The 17,084-nt window shown below is 71.7% G+C and carries 16 protein-coding genes and 2 pseudogenes; 7 read left to right on the top strand and 11 right to left on the bottom strand.

The features are described from left to right. A pseudogene (locus tag AC1DZA_RS17050) lies at positions 1-364 on the bottom strand (hypothetical protein); the annotation flags it as partial. Here AC1DZA_RS17050 and AC1DZA_RS17045 point away from each other — a divergent pair. Together AC1DZA_RS17045 and AC1DZA_RS17040 are read left to right on the top strand one after the other, a co-directional pair. After that, positions 342-833, top strand: a complete 492-nt coding sequence (locus tag AC1DZA_RS17045) for a hypothetical protein (RefSeq protein ID WP_476773634.1) — start codon at positions 342-344, stop codon at positions 831-833. The pseudogene AC1DZA_RS17050 and the gene AC1DZA_RS17045 overlap by 23 nt on opposite strands. A 53-nt stretch (positions 834-886) precedes the next feature. Continuing rightward, complete coding sequence (locus AC1DZA_RS17040) at positions 887-1,996, top strand: NYN domain-containing protein (protein WP_476773633.1); 1,110 nt, start codon at positions 887-889, stop codon at positions 1,994-1,996. Between the two features lie 52 nt (positions 1,997-2,048). Here the strand turns inward: AC1DZA_RS17040 and AC1DZA_RS17035 are convergent, their stop codons facing one another. Then, positions 2,049-2,384, bottom strand: coding sequence for a hypothetical protein (locus AC1DZA_RS17035; RefSeq protein ID WP_476773632.1), 336 nt, complete (start codon positions 2,382-2,384; stop codon positions 2,049-2,051). Positions 2,385-2,497: 113 nt separating this feature from the next. On the opposite strand from AC1DZA_RS17035, the gene AC1DZA_RS17030 reads away from it, so the two are divergent. Next, positions 2,498-3,427, top strand: a complete 930-nt coding sequence (locus tag AC1DZA_RS17030) for a FadR/GntR family transcriptional regulator (protein ID WP_476773631.1) — start codon at positions 2,498-2,500, stop codon at positions 3,425-3,427. Continuing rightward, positions 3,358-4,590 (top strand): annotated as a pseudogene (locus AC1DZA_RS17025) (alpha-hydroxy acid oxidase); the annotation flags it as partial. The gene AC1DZA_RS17030 and the pseudogene AC1DZA_RS17025, both read left to right, overlap by 70 nt. Positions 4,591-4,986: 396 nt before the next feature. On the opposite strand, the gene AC1DZA_RS17020 reads toward AC1DZA_RS17025, so the two are convergent. The 6 genes from AC1DZA_RS17020 to AC1DZA_RS16995 form a co-directional block, all read right to left on the bottom strand. Continuing rightward, positions 4,987-5,529, bottom strand: a complete 543-nt coding sequence (locus AC1DZA_RS17020) for a hypothetical protein (protein ID WP_476773630.1) — start codon at positions 5,527-5,529, stop codon at positions 4,987-4,989. Positions 5,530-5,555: 26 nt separating this feature from the next. Next, positions 5,556-5,912 carry a hypothetical protein gene (locus AC1DZA_RS17015; RefSeq protein WP_476761874.1) on the bottom strand — a complete coding sequence of 119 codons (357 nt, stop codon included), beginning with the start codon at positions 5,910-5,912 and terminating at the stop codon, positions 5,556-5,558. A gap of 96 nt (positions 5,913-6,008) precedes the next feature. After that, a complete protein-coding gene (locus tag AC1DZA_RS17010) occupies positions 6,009-6,530 on the bottom strand; it encodes a hypothetical protein (protein WP_476761875.1) in 522 nt (173 codons plus the stop codon). A gap of 97 nt (positions 6,531-6,627) precedes the next feature. Beyond that, positions 6,628-7,359 carry an RraA family protein gene (locus AC1DZA_RS17005; protein WP_476761876.1) on the bottom strand — a complete coding sequence of 244 codons (732 nt, stop codon included), beginning with the start codon at positions 7,357-7,359 and terminating at the stop codon, positions 6,628-6,630. A 159-nt stretch (positions 7,360-7,518) separates the two neighbouring features. Further along, entirely contained in the window at positions 7,519-7,866 is a 348-nt protein-coding gene (locus AC1DZA_RS17000) for a hypothetical protein (RefSeq protein ID WP_476761877.1), read from the bottom strand. Positions 7,867-7,964: 98 nt separating this feature from the next. Further along, positions 7,965-8,411: an MSMEG_6728 family protein gene (locus AC1DZA_RS16995; protein ID WP_476761878.1), complete on the bottom strand. Its 447-nt coding sequence runs from the start codon at positions 8,409-8,411 to the stop codon at positions 7,965-7,967. Positions 8,412-8,617: 206 nt separating this feature from the next. Here AC1DZA_RS16995 and AC1DZA_RS16990 point away from each other — a divergent pair, with 206 nt between their 5' ends. Then, positions 8,618-10,216 carry a PxKF domain-containing protein gene (locus AC1DZA_RS16990; RefSeq protein WP_476761879.1) on the top strand — a complete coding sequence of 533 codons (1,599 nt, stop codon included), beginning with the start codon at positions 8,618-8,620 and terminating at the stop codon, positions 10,214-10,216. A 93-nt stretch (positions 10,217-10,309) separates the two neighbouring features. Here the strand turns inward: AC1DZA_RS16990 and AC1DZA_RS16985 are convergent, their stop codons facing one another. From AC1DZA_RS16985 to AC1DZA_RS16975, 3 genes are read right to left on the bottom strand one after another with little or no spacing between them, the layout of a single operon-like run. Beyond that, on the bottom strand, positions 10,310-12,613 hold the full coding sequence (locus AC1DZA_RS16985) for a glycoside hydrolase family 3 C-terminal domain-containing protein (RefSeq protein ID WP_476773629.1): 2,304 nt from the start codon (positions 12,611-12,613) through the stop codon (positions 10,310-10,312). Further along, positions 12,610-13,389, bottom strand: coding sequence for a phosphatase PAP2 family protein (locus AC1DZA_RS16980; protein ID WP_476773628.1), 780 nt, complete (start codon positions 13,387-13,389; stop codon positions 12,610-12,612). Before AC1DZA_RS16980 ends, AC1DZA_RS16985 begins: the two co-directional genes overlap by 4 nt. 1 nt (position 13,390) lies before the next feature. Further along, entirely contained in the window at positions 13,391-14,707 is a 1,317-nt protein-coding gene (locus AC1DZA_RS16975) for an MFS transporter (RefSeq protein WP_476773627.1), read from the bottom strand. 91 nt (positions 14,708-14,798) lie between these two features. On the opposite strand from AC1DZA_RS16975, the gene AC1DZA_RS16970 reads away from it, so the two are divergent. Next, complete coding sequence (locus AC1DZA_RS16970; protein ID WP_476773626.1) at positions 14,799-15,380, top strand: TetR/AcrR family transcriptional regulator; 582 nt, start codon at positions 14,799-14,801, stop codon at positions 15,378-15,380. Positions 15,381-15,541: 161 nt separating this feature from the next. Next, positions 15,542-17,041 (top strand): carboxylesterase/lipase family protein, encoded by a 1,500-nt coding sequence (locus AC1DZA_RS16965; protein WP_476773625.1) that lies wholly within the window; start codon positions 15,542-15,544, stop codon positions 17,039-17,041. Positions 17,042-17,084: the final 43 nt, after the last annotated feature.

Below are 17,084 nucleotides of genomic sequence, written 5' to 3'. Positions count from 1 at the left end.
CCGCTGCGGCCGCGGCGGCGGCGGCGGCGGCCGCTGCGAAGCCCGTGTCCCAGCCCGCCCCGGCGCCATCTCGGTCGGCGGCGGCCGCGCCTGTGGCGGCGACAGCGACACCCACGCCTCCGGTCGTCATGGCGCAGGCGCTGCCGATGACGGATGCCGCGCCGGCCGCGCCGCCCGCGAGCTTCATGTCCGCGGGTGCGACGAGCCTGCCGCCGACCGCGCCACCACCGGGGCGCACGCCGGGCACGCCGGCGACTCCACCGACGCCCCCGACATCCTCAACTCCTCCCGAACGGAAGCGAGGCAGCGCGAAGCCGTGGCTGATCGTCGGAGCGATCGCCGTGGTCGCCATCGGCGCGGCCATCGGGGGCTACGCGCTCCTCCGCCCCGACGACTCCGGAACGACGGATGTCGCCGACGACCAGTCCGTCGTCGACGACGGCTTCGTCGACGACGAGCCGGCAGAGCCGCTGACGGTCGACCTCAACGTGCCGATGTACGCGGACTGGACCGACACCGGCCTCTGGTGCGAACCCGGCGAGGTGTTCGAGATCACGGTGACGGGCACGGCGTGGCACGACGCGAGCGCCGAATCGCTCGTCGGCCCCGACGGACTGACCGCCGGAGAGCACCCCGAGGCGCGCGTGTACGCCGACGCGAACACGGCCTCGGTCATCGGCGGGTTCGACTCCATCCCCGAGATGTTTCCCGTCGGCTCCGGCACGACCTACACGTGCCACGCCGGCGGCCAGCTCTACCTCGGCATCAACGACACCAACCTCGACGGCAACAGCGGCGAGTTCCAGGCGACCGTCACGCTCTACGAGGAGTGAGCGGCGCCACCGGGCTAGCATCGGGAGCACGCACTCATCGACGGAAGGTCGACATGCCCACCTCCGCAGAGCCCCGCGTGGCCCTCTACTTCGACTTCGACAACATCGTCATCTCGCGCTACGACCAAGTGCACGGCGAGGGCGCCTACCGCAAGGACACCTCGCGCGGGCGTGCGGTCAACCCGGGCACGCAGACCGCCGAACGCCTCGTCACGGCCACCGTCGACATCGACGCGGTGCTCGACTTCGCGGCGACGTTCGGCACCATCGCGATCGCCCGCGCCTACGCCGACTGGTCGACCCCCGTGAACGCGAGCTACCGCGGGCAGCTCATCGACCGTGCCGTCGACCTGGTGCAGCTGTTCCCGCTCTCGGCGACGAAGAACGGTGCCGACATCCGCCTCGCCGTCGACGCCGTCGAGGACATGTTCCGCATCGACGACCTCTCGCACATCGTCATCGTCGCGGGCGACTCCGACTACGTGGCGCTCGCGCAGAAGGCCAAGCGCCTCGGCCGCTACGTCGTCGGCATCGGCGTGGCCGGCGGTACGAGCCGGGCGCTCACCGCGTCGTGCGACGAATACGCCGACTACGACGCGCTGCTGACGACGGATGCCGCGGTCGAGGAGGACGAGGAGGTCGCCGTCGCCGCGCCTACGACGTCGGCAGGACGCCGCGGCTCCGCGGAACCGGCCGCCGCGACCGCCGCGGAGCCGGCTGCGGCATCCGCTCCCGAGGCGCCCAAGACGCGTCGTGCGAGCCGGGGCGGCGGCAAGGCGAAGGCGACGGATGCCGCGGCGCCGGCCGCCGCGGCCGAGACCGAGGCCCCGACCGACGCCGACCTCGCGGCTGCAGCACCCGCGGGGCGTTCGGGCGGTGCACCCGCCGTGCACTTCTCCGACGGCACGCAGCCCGAGCCGACCTCGGGAACCCGCAACCCGGGCCGCTTGATCCTCAAGGCGCTCGAGCTGCTGCGCGCGAAGAACGACGAGGAGTGGCAGCCCTCGGGCGCCGTCAAGAACCAGATGCTGCGCATGGACCCGTCGTTCCAGGAGCGCAGGCTCGGCTTCGGCTCGTTCAGCGACTTCGTGAAGTCGCGCGGCGGCGTGGTGGAGCTCGACGAGGCCGGCAACCGCATCCGGATCCGCCCGAAGAAGGGCTGAGCCGCCGCTTCGCACCGCGGCTGGCCACCCGCGGCGACCGGGGGGCGCCGGGCTAGGCGCCGACTCCGGTCGCGTTCGAACCCGGATCGTCCTCCGTGTCGCGGTCGAGCGCACCCTCGCTCGCGTCGGGAACCCCGGGGACCTCACCGTCCTCGGTGGGCGGCGGCTGGATGTTGTACGACGATTGGTCGTCGGGCGCCGTGTCGGTGCGGTCGTCGCCATCGCGGCGGTTCGGCTGGGCCGAGGCGTCGTCGGCGCCCTCGGCCGGCTGCTCGGGGTGCTCCCGCGAGGTGGGCGTGTTGATATCGGACATCTGCTCCTCCTGTCTCGGCGACCGCCCGGGTCGATCGAGGTCGGCGGCGATCGCGTGCGAGCCAGTCTGTGCCATCGCGCAGTTGCTCGGCAGGGGCTTGCGCACCCAACGGCTCGCCGCCCACCCGTGTGGTCTGACCACATCTGCTACTGTGGTCAGACCACATCGGCGCGGCGGGAGGCGACGGCATGCACCACGAGGGCGGCACGCTGCACGACGCCGGTGCGCCCGCGGCATCCGAGGCACCGCGCGCCTGGCAGGCGGTGCTCGAGCACGTCGAATCCCAGCTGCTCTCGGGCGAGCTGTCGCCCGGCGACCGGCTGCCCGGTGAGCGCGCCCTCTCGGCCGAGCTCGGCGTCGGCCGCTCGAGCGTGCGCGAGGCGCTCCGCGTGCTCGAGGTGCTCGGCCTCATCCGCACGCAGGCCGGCTCAGGGCCGACCTCCGGCGCCATCATCATCTCCACGCCCGGCGGCGCCATGGGATCGCTGATGCGGCTGCAGGTCGCGGCGCGCGGATTCCCCGTCGCCGACATCGTGCGCACCCGCCTCATCCTCGAGTCGGCGGTGGCGGGCGACCTCGCGGCGGCCTTCGACCTCGCCGCGGCATCCGACCCGACCGTGGCCGAGCCCCAGGCGCCCGGCGCCCCCGACCTCGCCGCGGCCGAGGCCCTGCTCGACGCCATGGACGCCCCCGACCTCGAAGCGGCCGAGTTCCTTGCGCTCGACGCCGCCTTCCACCTGGCCCTCGCCGAGGCATCCGGCAACCAGGTGATCACCGCCACGATGGCGGGCCTGCGCAGCGGCATCGAGGGCTACGCCCGAGCCGGCCTGGTCACGATCGCCGACTGGGCGGCGACCTCGGCTCGGCTGCGCGGCGAGCACCGCGGCGTGGTGGCCGCGATCAGGGCAGCGGATGCCGCATCCGCCCGCACCCGCATGCACGACCACATCTCGCGTCACCTCGCCGCCAGACCAGCACCAGACCAGCACCAGACCAGCACCAGACCAGCACCAGACCAGCACGACGACACAGAGAGAGCACCGACACCATGGTCCAGCGCCAGTTCCCGAACCCGAAGGAGCTCGCCGAGCTCATGCGCTTCAAGGCGCCCACGCTGAACGCGACCGACCGGCGGCTCGAGAAGGCGCTCACGATCGCCGACCTGCGCGCGATCGCGAAGCGCCGCACCCCGAAGGCGCCGTTCGACTACACCGAGGGCGCCGCCGAGGGCGAGTTGTCGCTCGCGCGGGCCCGTCAGGCGTTCCAGGACGTGGAGTTCCACCCGTCGATCCTCCGCAACGTGCCCGTCGTCGACACGACTCGCGAGGTCCTCGGCGGCCCGAGCTCCCTGCCGTTCGGCATCGCCCCCACGGGCTTCACGCGCATGATGCAGACCGAGGGCGAGATCGCCGGCGCGGGGGCGGCCGGTGCCGCCGGCATCCCGTTCACCCTCTCGACGCTCGGCACGGCCTCCATCGAGGACGTGAAGGCCGCCAACCCGAACGGGCGCAACTGGTTCCAGCTCTACGTGATGCGCAAGCGCGAGATCTCCTACGAGCTCGCCAAGCGCGCCGCGGCCGCGGGCTTCGACACCCTCTTCTTCACCGTCGATACGCCCGTCGCCGGCGCGCGCCTGCGCGACAAGCGGAACGGGTTCTCGATCCCGCCGCAGCTGACTCCCGGCACCGTCATCAACGCGCTGCCCCGGCCGGCATGGTGGATCAACTTCCTCACCACCCCGAAGCTCGAGTTCGCGTCGCTCTCGTCGACCGGCGGCACCGTGGGCGAACTGCTCGACTCGGCGATGGACCCGACCATCTCGTTCGAGGACCTCGACATCATCCGCGAGATCTGGCCCGGCAAGATCGTCGTCAAGGGCGTGCAGACCGTCGAGGATGCCAGGCTCCTCGCCGACCGCGGCGTCGACGGCATCGTGCTCTCGAACCACGGCGGGCGTCAGCTCGACCGCGCGCCCATCCCCTTCCACCTGCTGCCCCACGTGGTGCGCGAGGTCGGGACCGACCTCGAGGTGCACGTCGACACCGGCATCATGAACGGCGCCGACATCGTGGCATCCGTCGCCCTGGGCGCGCGCTTCACCCTCATCGGCCGCGCCTACCTCTACGGCCTCATGGCGGGCGGGCGTCGCGGCGTCGACAAGACGATCTCGATCCTGCGTGCCGAGGTCGAGCGCACGATGAAGTTGCTCGAGGTCGCGAGCCTCGACGAGCTCGGGCCGCAGCACGTCACGCAGCTCACGCGGGTGGTGCCGATGCCGAAGCCGATGGCGGATGCCGCGGCGGCGGCGGTCGCCGCGGCCTCTCCGAAGCCGAAGGCCGTGCGCGCACCCCGCTCGACGGCCCCGTCCCCGGCGCCGAAGGCCGCACCCGCAGCGAACGCGGCGAGGCGGAAGCCTGCAGCGGCGAAGTCCCCCGGCGGGAAGACCGCTGCGGCGGCGGCTCCGGCGAGTCCGACGGCGAGCGCGAAGGCGGCCGGCACGGAGGGCTCGCTGCCGGCCTGACCCGGCACCGCTCGCGCGGCGCCGCCACCACGCCGCCACGCCGTCATCAGGCGATGAGTGGTCACGATCGGTGCGCACCGGGGCGAGTGACGGGACTGTTCATGGCCGCTCGGCGCCGCCGCTCGGCGCGTCGGCCGACCGCGTCACGCCGTACGCTCAGGCGGCCTGCTTCACCTTCCGCCGGAGCCGCTTCACGTCCTGCTTCTGTCGCTCGGCATCGGTGGGGGTCGTCAGCGAGGACAGGATCGTGCGCAAGGTGCTGCGCGTCGCCATCTTGCGGGCCTGCTTCGACTGTGCGCGTCCGCGCTTGATGGTCTTCGCGCGGCGTTTCGCGTCTCGCGTGCCGCGGCCCGTCGGCGCGGACGGGCCCGCGGGAGTCGCACGCACGGCCGCCCGCTCGAGACGGGCGGCGGCCCGGCGTGCCCGCCGCTCGGCGCGGCGCGGGTCCGCATCGAGATCCTTCCGAGCCGCACGCACCTCGGCCTGCGCGGCAGCGGTGCGCGCCTCGAACTTCGCCCTTGCGTCGCGGGACAGTGTCTTCGCCAGCTTGGCGGCTTCCCTGCCGGCCTTCCTGGCGTCGGAGACGGCCGTGCGGGCTTCACGGCGGCGGTCGCGGCTGGTGCGCGTCGGTGACGTGGACATGGGGGCTCCGTTCCTCGGCGAGCCGTCAGTCTCGCACCGCACCGACGCGTCGCCCACCGGGTTGACGGAACGGGACCCGCGGGTTAGCGCGAAGCCGCGGCGGGCTCCGCTGCGGCATCCGTCGACTCTGCCGAACGCGCGTGGCGGCCGGCGTGGGTCGGCGCAGCCCCGGCGACCGGACGTCGCGACCGGTACCTGAGGAACCACCCGAGCATCAGCGCTGAGGTCACGAGATAGAACGAGTGCAGGAACCAGATCGGACCGATCGGCAGGCTGAAGACGTACACCGAGTACAACGCGTTGCCCGCGTTCGTGATCGCCAGGTTGCCGAGGCTGTACGACGACAGGTCCTTCGTGCGCCCGGCCTTCATCAGCATGGGCAGGTAGCTCATGGCGAAGAGGCCGGTCGATGCGACGCCGGCGAGCACGGCGAGGTCCATGACATTGACGGTACGGATGCCGCGGCTCGGCGACATCCGCAGAATCGCCCAACTTCGGGCTCCGGATGGAGCCGTCCTTCACGCCGACCGGAGCGCTCAGCGGCGGGCGAAGCGCGCCACGCGATCGCCCATCTGGTGCCAGCGCTTCTGGTCGGCCTCGGCCTGCTCGCGGTCGGTGGGCGTGGTCACCGAGGCGAGGATGGTGTGCAGCGCCACGAACTCGGCCATCTTGCGCGCCTGTTCCGCCTGCTTCCGACGCCGCTTGATGGTCTTGGCGCGCTTCTTCGCGTTCGAGTTGGCGAGCGCCGTGCGCTCCGCGTCTCCCGAGGCGGTCACGCGGAGGGAGGCCAGCTCCAGCCGGGCCGCCGCGCGCTTCGCCGTGCTCTTCGCGCGTCGGGGATCTGCCGCGAGCTGTCGCTTCGCCGTGCGCACGTCGGCGCGGGCCGTCGCGGTGAGCGCCTCGAGACTGGCCCGGGCGTCGCGCGAGAGGGTCTTCGCCAGCTTCTCCGCCTCGCGACTGGCTCGCCTGGCCTCCGCGACGGCCTTGCGGGCCGCACGTCGTTCGTCGCGCTCCGCATCGGTCGGGGACCTGCGTCGTGTCGTCGTCGCGCCTGCCATGACACCCTCCCGTCGGGTTACTCCACCAGTGTTCCACCGCGGGGGCGCCGCGCACAGCCTGGACCGGCATCGCGCGCCGCCACGACGCATCCGGTGCTCAGACCTCGATGGCGCCCCCGTGCTCGAGGAGGTGGCGACGCAGGGTCAGCTCGGGATCGGCCGCCTGCCGTCGGCGATAGGCGGTGAAGTCGAGCTGCTCGCGCAGGCTCGTGCCCGCGCGCATCCGATCGGCCTGGGCCGTCTCGGTGCGCACGATCCGCCGGGCCAGGTCGGTGACCTCGTTGACGCGGTCGGATGCCACGACGAGCACGCCGTCGTCGTCGGCGAAGACGTGGTCGGCCTCGGTGACCGCGATGCCGTCGAGGAACGCCGCGCGCATGCGCCGGCCGGCCGGCGGCACCCGGCGCGGACCGTACGGGCACGCGCCGAGGCTGAACACCGGGAGGCCGATCTCACGCAACTGGGCGGTGTCGCGGTGCAGGCCCCAGATCACCAGCGCCGCGAGGCCCGCCCGCTCCGCCTCGAGCACCATGAGGTCGCCGACGCAGGCCTCGTCATGCCGGCCGCCGTTGTCGACGACCATCACGTCACCGGGCGATGCGTCGTCGATCGTCTCGAGCAGCACGTCGACGCTGCCCAGGTGGGTGACGGGTCGCGCTCGTCCGACGAGGGGTGCGACGGGAGCGAGCGCACGAAGACCCACAGGGGCGAGTCGCGCCTCCACGCCGAGGCGGAGCGCCGCGTCGGCGATCGCCGCGGTCGGTGGAGCGGATGCCGCGGACCCGCCGGCCGGTTCGGATGCTGCGGGGCTGGGCGTGGCGTCGTGCATGATCGACCTCCGACTCGTGCTGGCGATTCGAGCATGGCATGCCCGCACCGCCGCGGCCCTGGTCGAAACCTTGTGTTCCGTGCGTCCTCGGTCCCGAGGCGCACCGAGCACAAGGTTTCGATGCGCGTCAGACGACGGCGGCGGGCGGGCGGAGCCCGGTCAGTCCTCGTCGATGAGCTCGAGCAGCTTCTTCGCCTCGTCGCGGATCTCGTCGTGGTCGAACTGGCCGGCGCGGCTCTCGAGCGAGATGACGCCGCAGCGATGGACCTTCCTGAAGTCTCCGTACGGGAACTTGTAGTGCGCCTTGGTCTCGCGATCCTCGTCGTCGTCGACGCCGAGGTGCCAGTGGCCGTACTCGGCCCAACCGTGCTCCTCGATGAAGGCGTTCTCCTCGTCGGCGCTCGGCGCATCCTCACTCCAGGCGTCGCGCTCGTCGCGCACCACCTTGCCGTCGCGCACGAGCGAGCGCGCCTGCCGGAGCCCGGGCTGGTGCAGCTTCACGGTCATGTCGATCTCCCTTCCGGTCGGGCCGGGTCGAGCTGCGGATGCCGCGGCCGCGCGTCGCCCCCCACCTCCGGGCAGCGTAGGCGAAGCGACATCCGACCTCACCCCCTTGACGGCCAGACGTAGGGCAGGTCGGGCGGCACGTCGGCGCCCAGTGCGCGGTAGAACTCGGGATCCTTGCGCAGCAGGTTCGAACGGTGCGACCGGTGGAACTCCTCCGTACCGATCCACGGCGGCAGCGCGAACGCGCCCGACCGGTACGCCGCACCATCGTCGGGAACCGTGTCGAGGGCGTCCAGCGTCTTCATGCGGCAGGTGTCGGCGTGGCCGCGGCCGACCCACTCGTCGCAGATCGCGTCCTGATAGGCCATGAGTGCGGGCCGGTAGCCGCGCCACATCTTCACCACCGGATGATGCCGCCAGCCATAGACGGGCACGGTGAGGGCGCGCATCACCTGCAGGGTCTCCACGCGCTGCTTCCCGAGGCGCACCGTGTCGAGCGCCGCGGCGCTGCGGGCGAAGTCGGCGAACGGGAGGAAGGTCTGCATGCGTCCCCCTCCGTCGTCCGACGGACGTCAGCCTAGGCAGGTCCGGATGCCCCACGCCCGGGCTTGACGGAGGCTCCGCAGGACCTTGCCACCCGCACTGGGGCTCACTTGGGCCGGGGTCGCGCGGCTACGTTCGGGACAGTCCGTCGGCCGTACCCGCGCGCCGACGGCACCGAACCGACACCGAACCCGAATCGGAGAACGCAATGAAGCGTTGGCAATCCACCCTTGCGGGCGCCGCCACGGCGGCCGCACTCATCGTCGGAGGGGGCGGGATCGCCTACGCCGACAACCTCCTCGTCGTCGACTCGCTGCAGGCGGAGGTGAACTCCATCTCGCTCGGCAGCGTCGCGTGCGGCACGCCGGCGAGCGCCGCGATCGATCTCAGGATGAAGCGCAATGGCAGCGACGAGGGCAAGAACGCCTTCGCGGACTCCGCGGTCGTGACGCTCTCGGCGTCGACCGCGGAGAGCGGCCTGGTGGCCGGAGGCGGCCAGCTCGTGCTGCCGTCGAACTGGGAGACCTTGAACAACAACACGCTGAGCGCTGCGGTGAAGTCCACCGTCGGCGTGACGTCGAACGTCGCCGGCCCGCACAGCGGCACCGTGACGTATTCGGCCACCGGCCTCAACACCGACGGCAAGTCGATCACCCGCACCGACAGCGTTGACGTGACGTGGACCACGCTCCCCTGCGGCGATCCCACCCCGGTCGACACGACGGCTCCGGTCGTCGTCCTCAGCTGTCCCATCGGGCTCGTCGAGCGCGGATCGAGCGCCGTCGCCACCTGGATGGCGACCGACCAGGGCGGATCCGGCCTCGCCGGCGCCTCGAGCGGCACGCTCGCTCTCGACACGTCGATCTACGGCTCCGGAACCGCCCTTGCGGCCGCGGGCTTGGTGAAGGACCTCGCCGGCAACGCGTCGGCCGAAGTCTCCTGCGACTACTTCGTGACCGAGCACACGCCCCCGGTCGTCGTGCTCACCTGCCCCACCGATGACGTGCTGCTCGGCTCGGTCGCCGAGGCGACCTGGGTCGCGACGGACGAAGCCGGCGGATCGGGCCTGGCCACCGCTGCGAGCGGCACGGTCCCGTTGAACACCGACGCCTACGGCCCGGCCACCGCGGTGGCTCCCGCCGGCACGGCCGTCGACAACGCCGACAACGCATCGGTCGAGGTCGAGTGCGATTACTTCGTGACCGAGCACACTCCCCCGGTCGTCGACCTCGTCTGCCCGGCATCGCCGCTGCTGCTCGGCTCATCCGGCGAGGCGACGTGGACCGCCTACGATCCCACCCCGGGATCCGGCATCGCCGACGGGTACCCGACGAGCGGTTCGGTCATGCTCGACACCTCGGGCGTCGGATCCAAGACCGCCACGGTCGCGGCCGGCACCGTGCAGGACAACGCGGGCAACACGTCGCTCGCCGTCGAGTGCGACTACTCGGTCGTGTACGACTTCGCCGGGTTCTTCCGCCCGGTCGACATGGGCGGCGTCGTGAACTCGGTGAAGGCCGGCAGTTCCGTGCCGATCAAGTTCAGCCTGCACGGCAACCAGGGCCTCGACATCGTCGCCGCCGGTTCGCCGACGCTCACGCTCACCGCGTGCACGGCGGGCGCCTCGGTCGACGCGATCGAGGAGACCGTGACGGCCGGCGGCAGCACCCTCACGTACGACGCGGTCGCGGGCCAGTACGTGTACGTCTGGAAGACGGTGAAGACGTGGGCGGGCAAGTGCGGCACCTTCGCGCTGACGCTCGACGACGACACGACGCACACTGCGAAGTTCACCTTCACGAAGTAGGCCGGACACCGCGGTCCTGCACCGCGCACCACAGCACGGAGGGCCGGGAGCATCGCTCCCGGCCCTTCGTGGTGTCGTTTTCCGCTCGCCGCACTACGCCTGCGCGTTCGACGCGGCCAGCAACTGCTCGAGCTGCTCCCGACCCAGGCCCATGCCGGGGAACGAGGCGAGCCGCCCGATCGGGAAGGACTCCATCATCTTGAACAGGCCGGGGTCGGCCATGAGCCCTGCGGTCTCGCCGTCGCCGAGCGCCGACATGGCCTGCATGATGTACTGCGACGCGACCGGGTGGGCGAGGAGCTCGCCGATGGACGAGTTCATCGTGAGCGGCACGCGCACGGCGTCGCCCTCGACATCGACCGAGACGGTGGCGCGGATGTCCCGGCTCGAGGCCGCGACGTCGACCGAGTAGGCGCCGCCCTCGACGACCCACCGGTCGACCCGCGTGTCCCAGTAGCCGAGGTCGGCGCGCCGCACGAGTACCTCGACCTCACGGGACTCGCCCGCGTCGAGCGCCACCTTCGCGAACCCCTTCAGCTCGCGCGGCGCACGCACGACGGCGGATCCGGGCAGCGACGTGTAGACCTGCACGACCTCCGCGCCGGCCCGGTCGCCCGAGTTCGTCACCGTCACGCGAACCGTGAGCCCCGAGGCATCCGCTGACACCGAGGCATCCGAGTAGTCGAACGTCGTGTACGAGAGGCCGTGCCCGAACGGGTACGACACCTCGAAGTCGCGCGCGTCGTACCAGCGGTAGCCCACGAAGAGCCCCTCGCCGTAGCGCACGTGCGAGTGCTCGCCCGGGAAGTCGAGGTACGCGGGGCTGTCGGCCAGCCGCACCGGGATGGTCTCGGCGAGCCGGCCCGACGGGTTCACGATGCCGTAGAGCACGTCGGCGACGGCCCCGCCGCCGGCCTGGCCGAGCAGCCAGCCCTCGACGATCGCCGGCACCCGGTCCGCGAGGCCCGACAGGCGCACCACTCCGCCGTTCGACAGCACCACGACGGTGCGCGGGTTCGCGGCGATGACCGCGTCGGCGAGCGCGAGCTGCGCGGCCGGCAGCTCGATGTCGTCGCGGTCGAAGCCCTCGGACTCGAGCGCGGCGGGCACGCCGAGGAAGAGCAGCACCGTCTCGGCAGCGGATGCCGCGGCGACGGCCTCGGCGGTGAGCTCCTCGGAGATCGCGCCGTCGTCGCCGAAGCCAGCCGCGAACGGCAGCTCGGCGCCGGCGACCGCGCGCAGCTCGTCGAGCGCGGTGTCGAGGCGGGTCGGGTTGATCTGCGACGATCCGGCGCCCTGGTAGCGCGGCGTGCGCGCGAGCTCGCCGATGACGGCGACGGCGGTGCCCACTCCCGCGGGTCCGGGGGTGAGCGGCAGCACGCCGTCGTCGTTCTTCAGCAGCACGATCGATGCGGCGGCCACCTCACGGGCGAGCGCGTGGTGGGCGTCGGCGTCGTACGCGGCATCCGCCTTCGCACCGCGCACCGCCTTCTGCACCAGCTCGACGTTGCGGCGGGCGGCCGTGTCGAGCAGGCGCTCGTCGAGCACGCCCGAACGCACGGCGGCGACGAGCTGGGCATCGGTGCGACCCTCGCTCGACGGCATCTCGAGGTCGAGGCCGGCGGCGAGCCCGGTGACACGGTCGTTCACGGCGCCCCAGTCCGAGACGACGAGGCCCTCGAAGCCCCACTCGTCGCGGAGCACCTTCGTGAGCAGCCACGGGTCCTCGGAGGTGTACACGCTGTTGAGCCGGTTGTAGGAGCACATCACGGTCCAGGGCTGCTCGTCCTCGACGACGCGCTGGAACCCACGCAGGTAGATCTCCCGGAGCGGACGCTCGTCGATGTCGGCCGAGACGCGCATGCGGTCGGCCTCCTGGTTGTTCGCCGCGAAATGCTTCAGCGATGCGCCGACGCCCTGCGACTGCAGTCCGCGCACGAGCGCGGAGCCGAGCACGCCCGACACGATCGGGTCCTCGGAGAGGTACTCGAAGTTGCGACCGCACAGCGGCGAGCGCTTGATGTTGATGCCGGGGCCGAGCAGTACGCCCACCTGCTCGGCCAGCGACTCCTCGCCGAGGGCGACGCCGACGCGCTCGAGCAGCTCGGGGTCGAACGACGACCCGAGCGCGACGGCCGGCGGGAAGCACGTGGCCGGCACGCTGTCGCCGATGCCGAGGTGGTCGCTGCTCGCACGCTGCTTGCGTACGCCATGCGGGCCGTCCGTCAGCATGATGGCCGGCAGGCCGACGCGCTCGACGGGCTTCGTGGTCCAGAAGCTCGCGCCGCTCGTGAGCGAGGCCTTCTCCTCGAGGGTGAGGTCGGCCACGAGATCGGCGGCGCTTCGGTCGATGGCGGATGCCGCGGCATCCATCGCCGGATTCAGGGTGTCGGTCATGATGCTCCTTCGTGTGCCGGTGATTCGATCCTCCGCCGGAAGAGGGGCTTCGCGTAGTCCTTCTCGAGGAGCGTCGAGAACGCCCACCAGAGGACCAGGGTGGCGGATGCTCCGCCGATGACGCCGAACACGGCGTCCGAGAACCAGTGCGCGTTGACGAGGGTGCGCTGCCAGACCATGCCGAGGGCGATGAGCCCGCCGACGATCCACCACGCGAGCCGCTTCGAGGGCGGCAGCACGGCGGCGACCGCGACGAGCAGGATGCCCGCGCTGACCGCATGCCCCGACGGGAATGAACCGTGGTCGACCGAGAAGAGCGGGCCGAACAGGCCGTTCCTGAGGTCGTCCGCCGGCCGCGGCCGGTCGACCAGGTTCTTGGTGAGCTGCGAGACGACCATAGTTCCGCCGAGCTCGGCGGTGAGGAAGAACAGGGCGGAGCGCCAGCGACTGATCACGAACAGCCACGCCGGGATGAGCAGGATCGTGAGCACGGCGCCGGGGAGCTCGCCGAGGTGCTGGAAGGCCATGGGCACGATCCACGACACCTGCTCGAGCGCGCTCGCGCCGACGAGGCGGCGCCACGCGTCGTCGAGCGGCTGGGTGAGCGGCGCATCCACGTCCTGGAGCACGGTGAGCCCGAAGGCCACGAACAGCGTGAGTCCGACGAGGCCGGTGACGAGCAGGGCGCGGGGCCTCGCCGGGCGAGTCCGCGGGGCGGGCGGTGCGGATGCCGCGGCGGCCTCGGTCAGCGCGGGCGCCCCCACGGCATCCGGCACGTTACTTCACCGCCTTGATCGGCCAGACGGCGAACGCCCCCAGCACCGAGAGCACGATGCCGACGGGGAACAGGCCGGTGTACCCGAACGAGAGCACGATGGCGCCGGCGACGCCGGGCGCGAGGGTCTGGGGCAGGGTGGCGGCGATGTTGACGACGCCGAGGTCCTTCGCGAACGACTTCGCCGACGGCAGCACCTCGCTCATGAGCGCCGTGTCGACGGCCTGGAACATGCCGAAGCCGAGGCCCGCGATGAAGGTCATGATCATCCAGGCGGTGAGGTCGGGCCAGGCCCACGGCAGCAGGAACGCGAGGCCGGTGACGGCGGACGATGCGAAGACGAAGGGCTTGCGGCGGCCGACGCGGTCGGAGATGGGGCCCGATGCGACGGTCGCGATGAGGATGCCCGCGAGGCTGATGAGGCCGAGCACGGGAATGACCGAGCCGGGCTCGGCGATGCCGAAGTAGTCGGTGAGCAGGAAGAACTGGTAGCCGGTCACCGCGAAGTACCCGGTGTAGAGCAGCAGGCGGCCGGTGAACGCCCAGAAGAAGTCGGGGTGCTTCACCGGGCTGACCCAGAATGTGCGGAGGAAGTCGGCGAAGCGGAAGGGCTCGGGCTCGAGCTCCTTCGACGAGTAGTCGGGGTTGAAGACGATGAACAGCGTGAGGATCACGAGCGACAGCGCCGCGAAGGTCACGTACCCGGCCGCGATGCTGCCGAGGAAGACCGACCCGACGATCTGGCCGCCGAGGGCGCCGACCATCAGGCCGATGCCCGAGAGTGCCGCGAACGTGCCGCGCCGCTTGAGCGGCACCCGGTCGGGCATGACCGCGCTGAGCGGGCCCTGCGCGAAGTTGTACGTGATCTGCACGAGGGTCCACGCGATGACGACGCCGACGAGGCTGTTCGCGAAGGCGAGGCCGACGAGCGCGAGGCCGCCGGCGAGCGAGCCGAGGAAGATCCACGGGGCGCGGCGCCCGAACCTCGAGCGCGTGCGGTCGGAGATCTGGCCGGCGATCGGCTGGGCGAGCATGGAGAAGAACGCGCCGATCGTCATCACCACGGCGAGGTTCGCGACCTTGTCGGCCTCGCCGAACTGGGCGGTGATCTGCGCAGGGAGGAGGATGCCGGGCACCGCTCCCCAGATGAGGAAGATGCCGAGGTTCGCGGGGATGATCCAGCCGAGGAGGCGGCCGATGCCCTTGATCGGGGCGGGCGGATCCTCGTTGCCCGTGGCCTCCTCGAAGAACGCGACGGGCTCGTCGAGCTCGTCGGGGCGGGAATCGGCAGCGGGTTGGGGGGTCGACGCCATCGTCATCGGGGGATTCCTCTCGGGTCTCGGCACTGAGTGGGCAAAACCATACATCGCTCGGTTTTCATTTGCAACAGCCGTTCCGTACCATGCAGGTATGGCACGCAGGGGTTCGTACGCGAAGGGCGTGGCGAAGCGCGAGGAGATCCTCACGACCGCGCTCGACGTCATCGCCCGCAACGGCTATCGGCGCACCTCGGTGCGCGAGCTCGCCGACGCGGTCGGCCTCAGCCAGGCCGGCCTCCTGCACTACTTCTCGTCGAAGGAGGAGCTCTTCCAGGAGATCCTCCGCAAGCGCGACGAGGTCGACACGGGCGGATTCGTCGACAACGAGCTCGAACACCCGGTCGAGGGCTTCTTCGGGGTCATCCGGCACAACTCCGAGGTGCCGGGCCTGGTGCAGCTCTATGCCCAGGTGTCCACCGAGGCGTGCGATCCCGACCATCCGGCGCATGCGTTCTTCGTCGACCGGTACAACCAGTTCCGCGGCGTGTTCAGCACGCTCGTGCGCGACGAGCAGGCCGCCGGCAACGTCGACCCGAGCCTCGACGCCGACCGCATCGCCAACCTCTTCCTCGCCGCGGCCGACGGCCTGCAGACCCAGTGGATGCTCGACCCGTCGATCGACATGGCCGATCACGTCGCCTATCTCTGGCAGCTCGTCACGCGGAAGGCCTGAGCGGATGCCGCGGGCGCAGGAGCTCCCGACGCGAGCGCGGCCGCATCCGATACCCGTGGTTGAGTTCGCGGGCCGCTTCTCGCATACTTGATTCCCAAGTGTCATTCGGTTTTCAACCGGGACATCCGCCCCCATCGAAGCGTGCGTGAGGAGCTGCCGTCATGTCGGTCGCCGGAACCGAGACCCACCCCGAGGTCGACACCATTGCGGGCCGCGTGCGCGGCCATTGGCGCACGGATGCCGCCGGCAACCGTTCTGCCGCCTTCCTCGGCATCCCCTTCGCCGAGCCGCCGGTCGGCGAGCACCGCTTCGCCGCGCCCGTGCCACGTCGCCCATGGGAGGGCGTACTCGACGCCACCGAGTTCGGAGCGACCGCCCAGCGCGGCGACCCCGGCGTCACGCTCATCCCCGAGCCGTCGGTGCCTGGCGAGTCCACGCTGAACGTGAACGTCTTCACGCCCTCGCCGGCGCCGGCCACCGGCTCCGCGCTCCCCGTGCTCGTCTACATCCACGGCGGCGGCTACTTCGCCGGCTCGCCCGCCAGCCCGTGGTACGACGGGCAGTCCTTCAACCGTGACGGCGTGGTCACCGTGTCGATCTCGTACCGCCTCGGCTTCGACGGCTTCGGCTGGATCGCGGATGCCCCGATGAACCGGGGCGTGCTCGACTGGCTGCTCGCCCTCGAGTGGGTGCGCGACAACATCGCCGCGTTCGGCGGCGACCCGGCACGGGTGACGATCGCGGGGCAGTCGGCCGGTGGCGGCGCGGTGCTCACCCTCCTCGGCATGCCGGCGGCGCAGCCGCTCATCTCGGGCGTGTACAGCATGTCGGGCGTCGCGACCGACATCACCCTCGCCGAGGCCGAGGAGTTCGGTCGTAAGCTGGCCGCGCTGGGCGGCGTCGAGCCGACGCGGGAAGGACTGTCGTCGCTCACCGAGGAGCGCGTGCTCGAGCTGCAGAAGCAGCTCACCGATCCGGCGCCCGGCGGGAACCCGATGATCATGCTGCGCGGCTTCATCGAGAACGGCCTGACGCTCGGGCCGGTGATCGACGGCGAGCTCATCCCGCGCCGCACCATCGACGCGATCGCCTCGGGTATCGGCGCCGACAAGCCGCTCGTGCTCGGCGCCACCGACGACGAGTTCTCGATGATCCTCGACGGCGCGAAGGACAAGCTCCGCTGGGTGCCCGCGGGCTTCCTCCTCGGCAAGGTGGGGCTCGCCAGGGCCGAGCGCGCGGCCTACCTCGGTGCGAACGCCGACGTGCGCCGGCTCGGCACGGCCGCGGTCCTCGGCCGGTACATCACCGACCGGATGTTCCGAACCCTCGTGCTGCGCGTCGCCACCGCGCGGGGCGGCGCGCCGACCTGGCTCTACCGCTTCTCCTGGCGGTCGCCGAACTTCGGCCGTGCGGTGCACTGCGTCGACGTGCCCTTCTTCTTCGACTGCCTCGGCGCCGACCGCGTCTCGGCGATCGGCGGGGACGCGCCGCCGCAGGCGCTCGCCGACGAGGTCCACTCCGCCGCGGTCGCGTTCGTCGCGCAGGGCGATCCCGGCTGGCCGAGGGTCACCGATGCCGCGCCCGCCGCCCGGGTCTACGACGTGCCGTCCGTGGTGTCCGCCGACGCGTTCGCCGGCGCCCGCCCGCTCGTCGATCGCTGACCGTTCGGGGCGCGTGCCCCGAACGGGGTACGTGACCCGGAGC

The organism is Agromyces sp. P2_B3 (genome assembly GCF_056404815.1).
The sequence above is the reverse complement of the archived record's forward strand: the minus strand, read 5'-3'. Positions and strand labels throughout refer to the sequence as shown.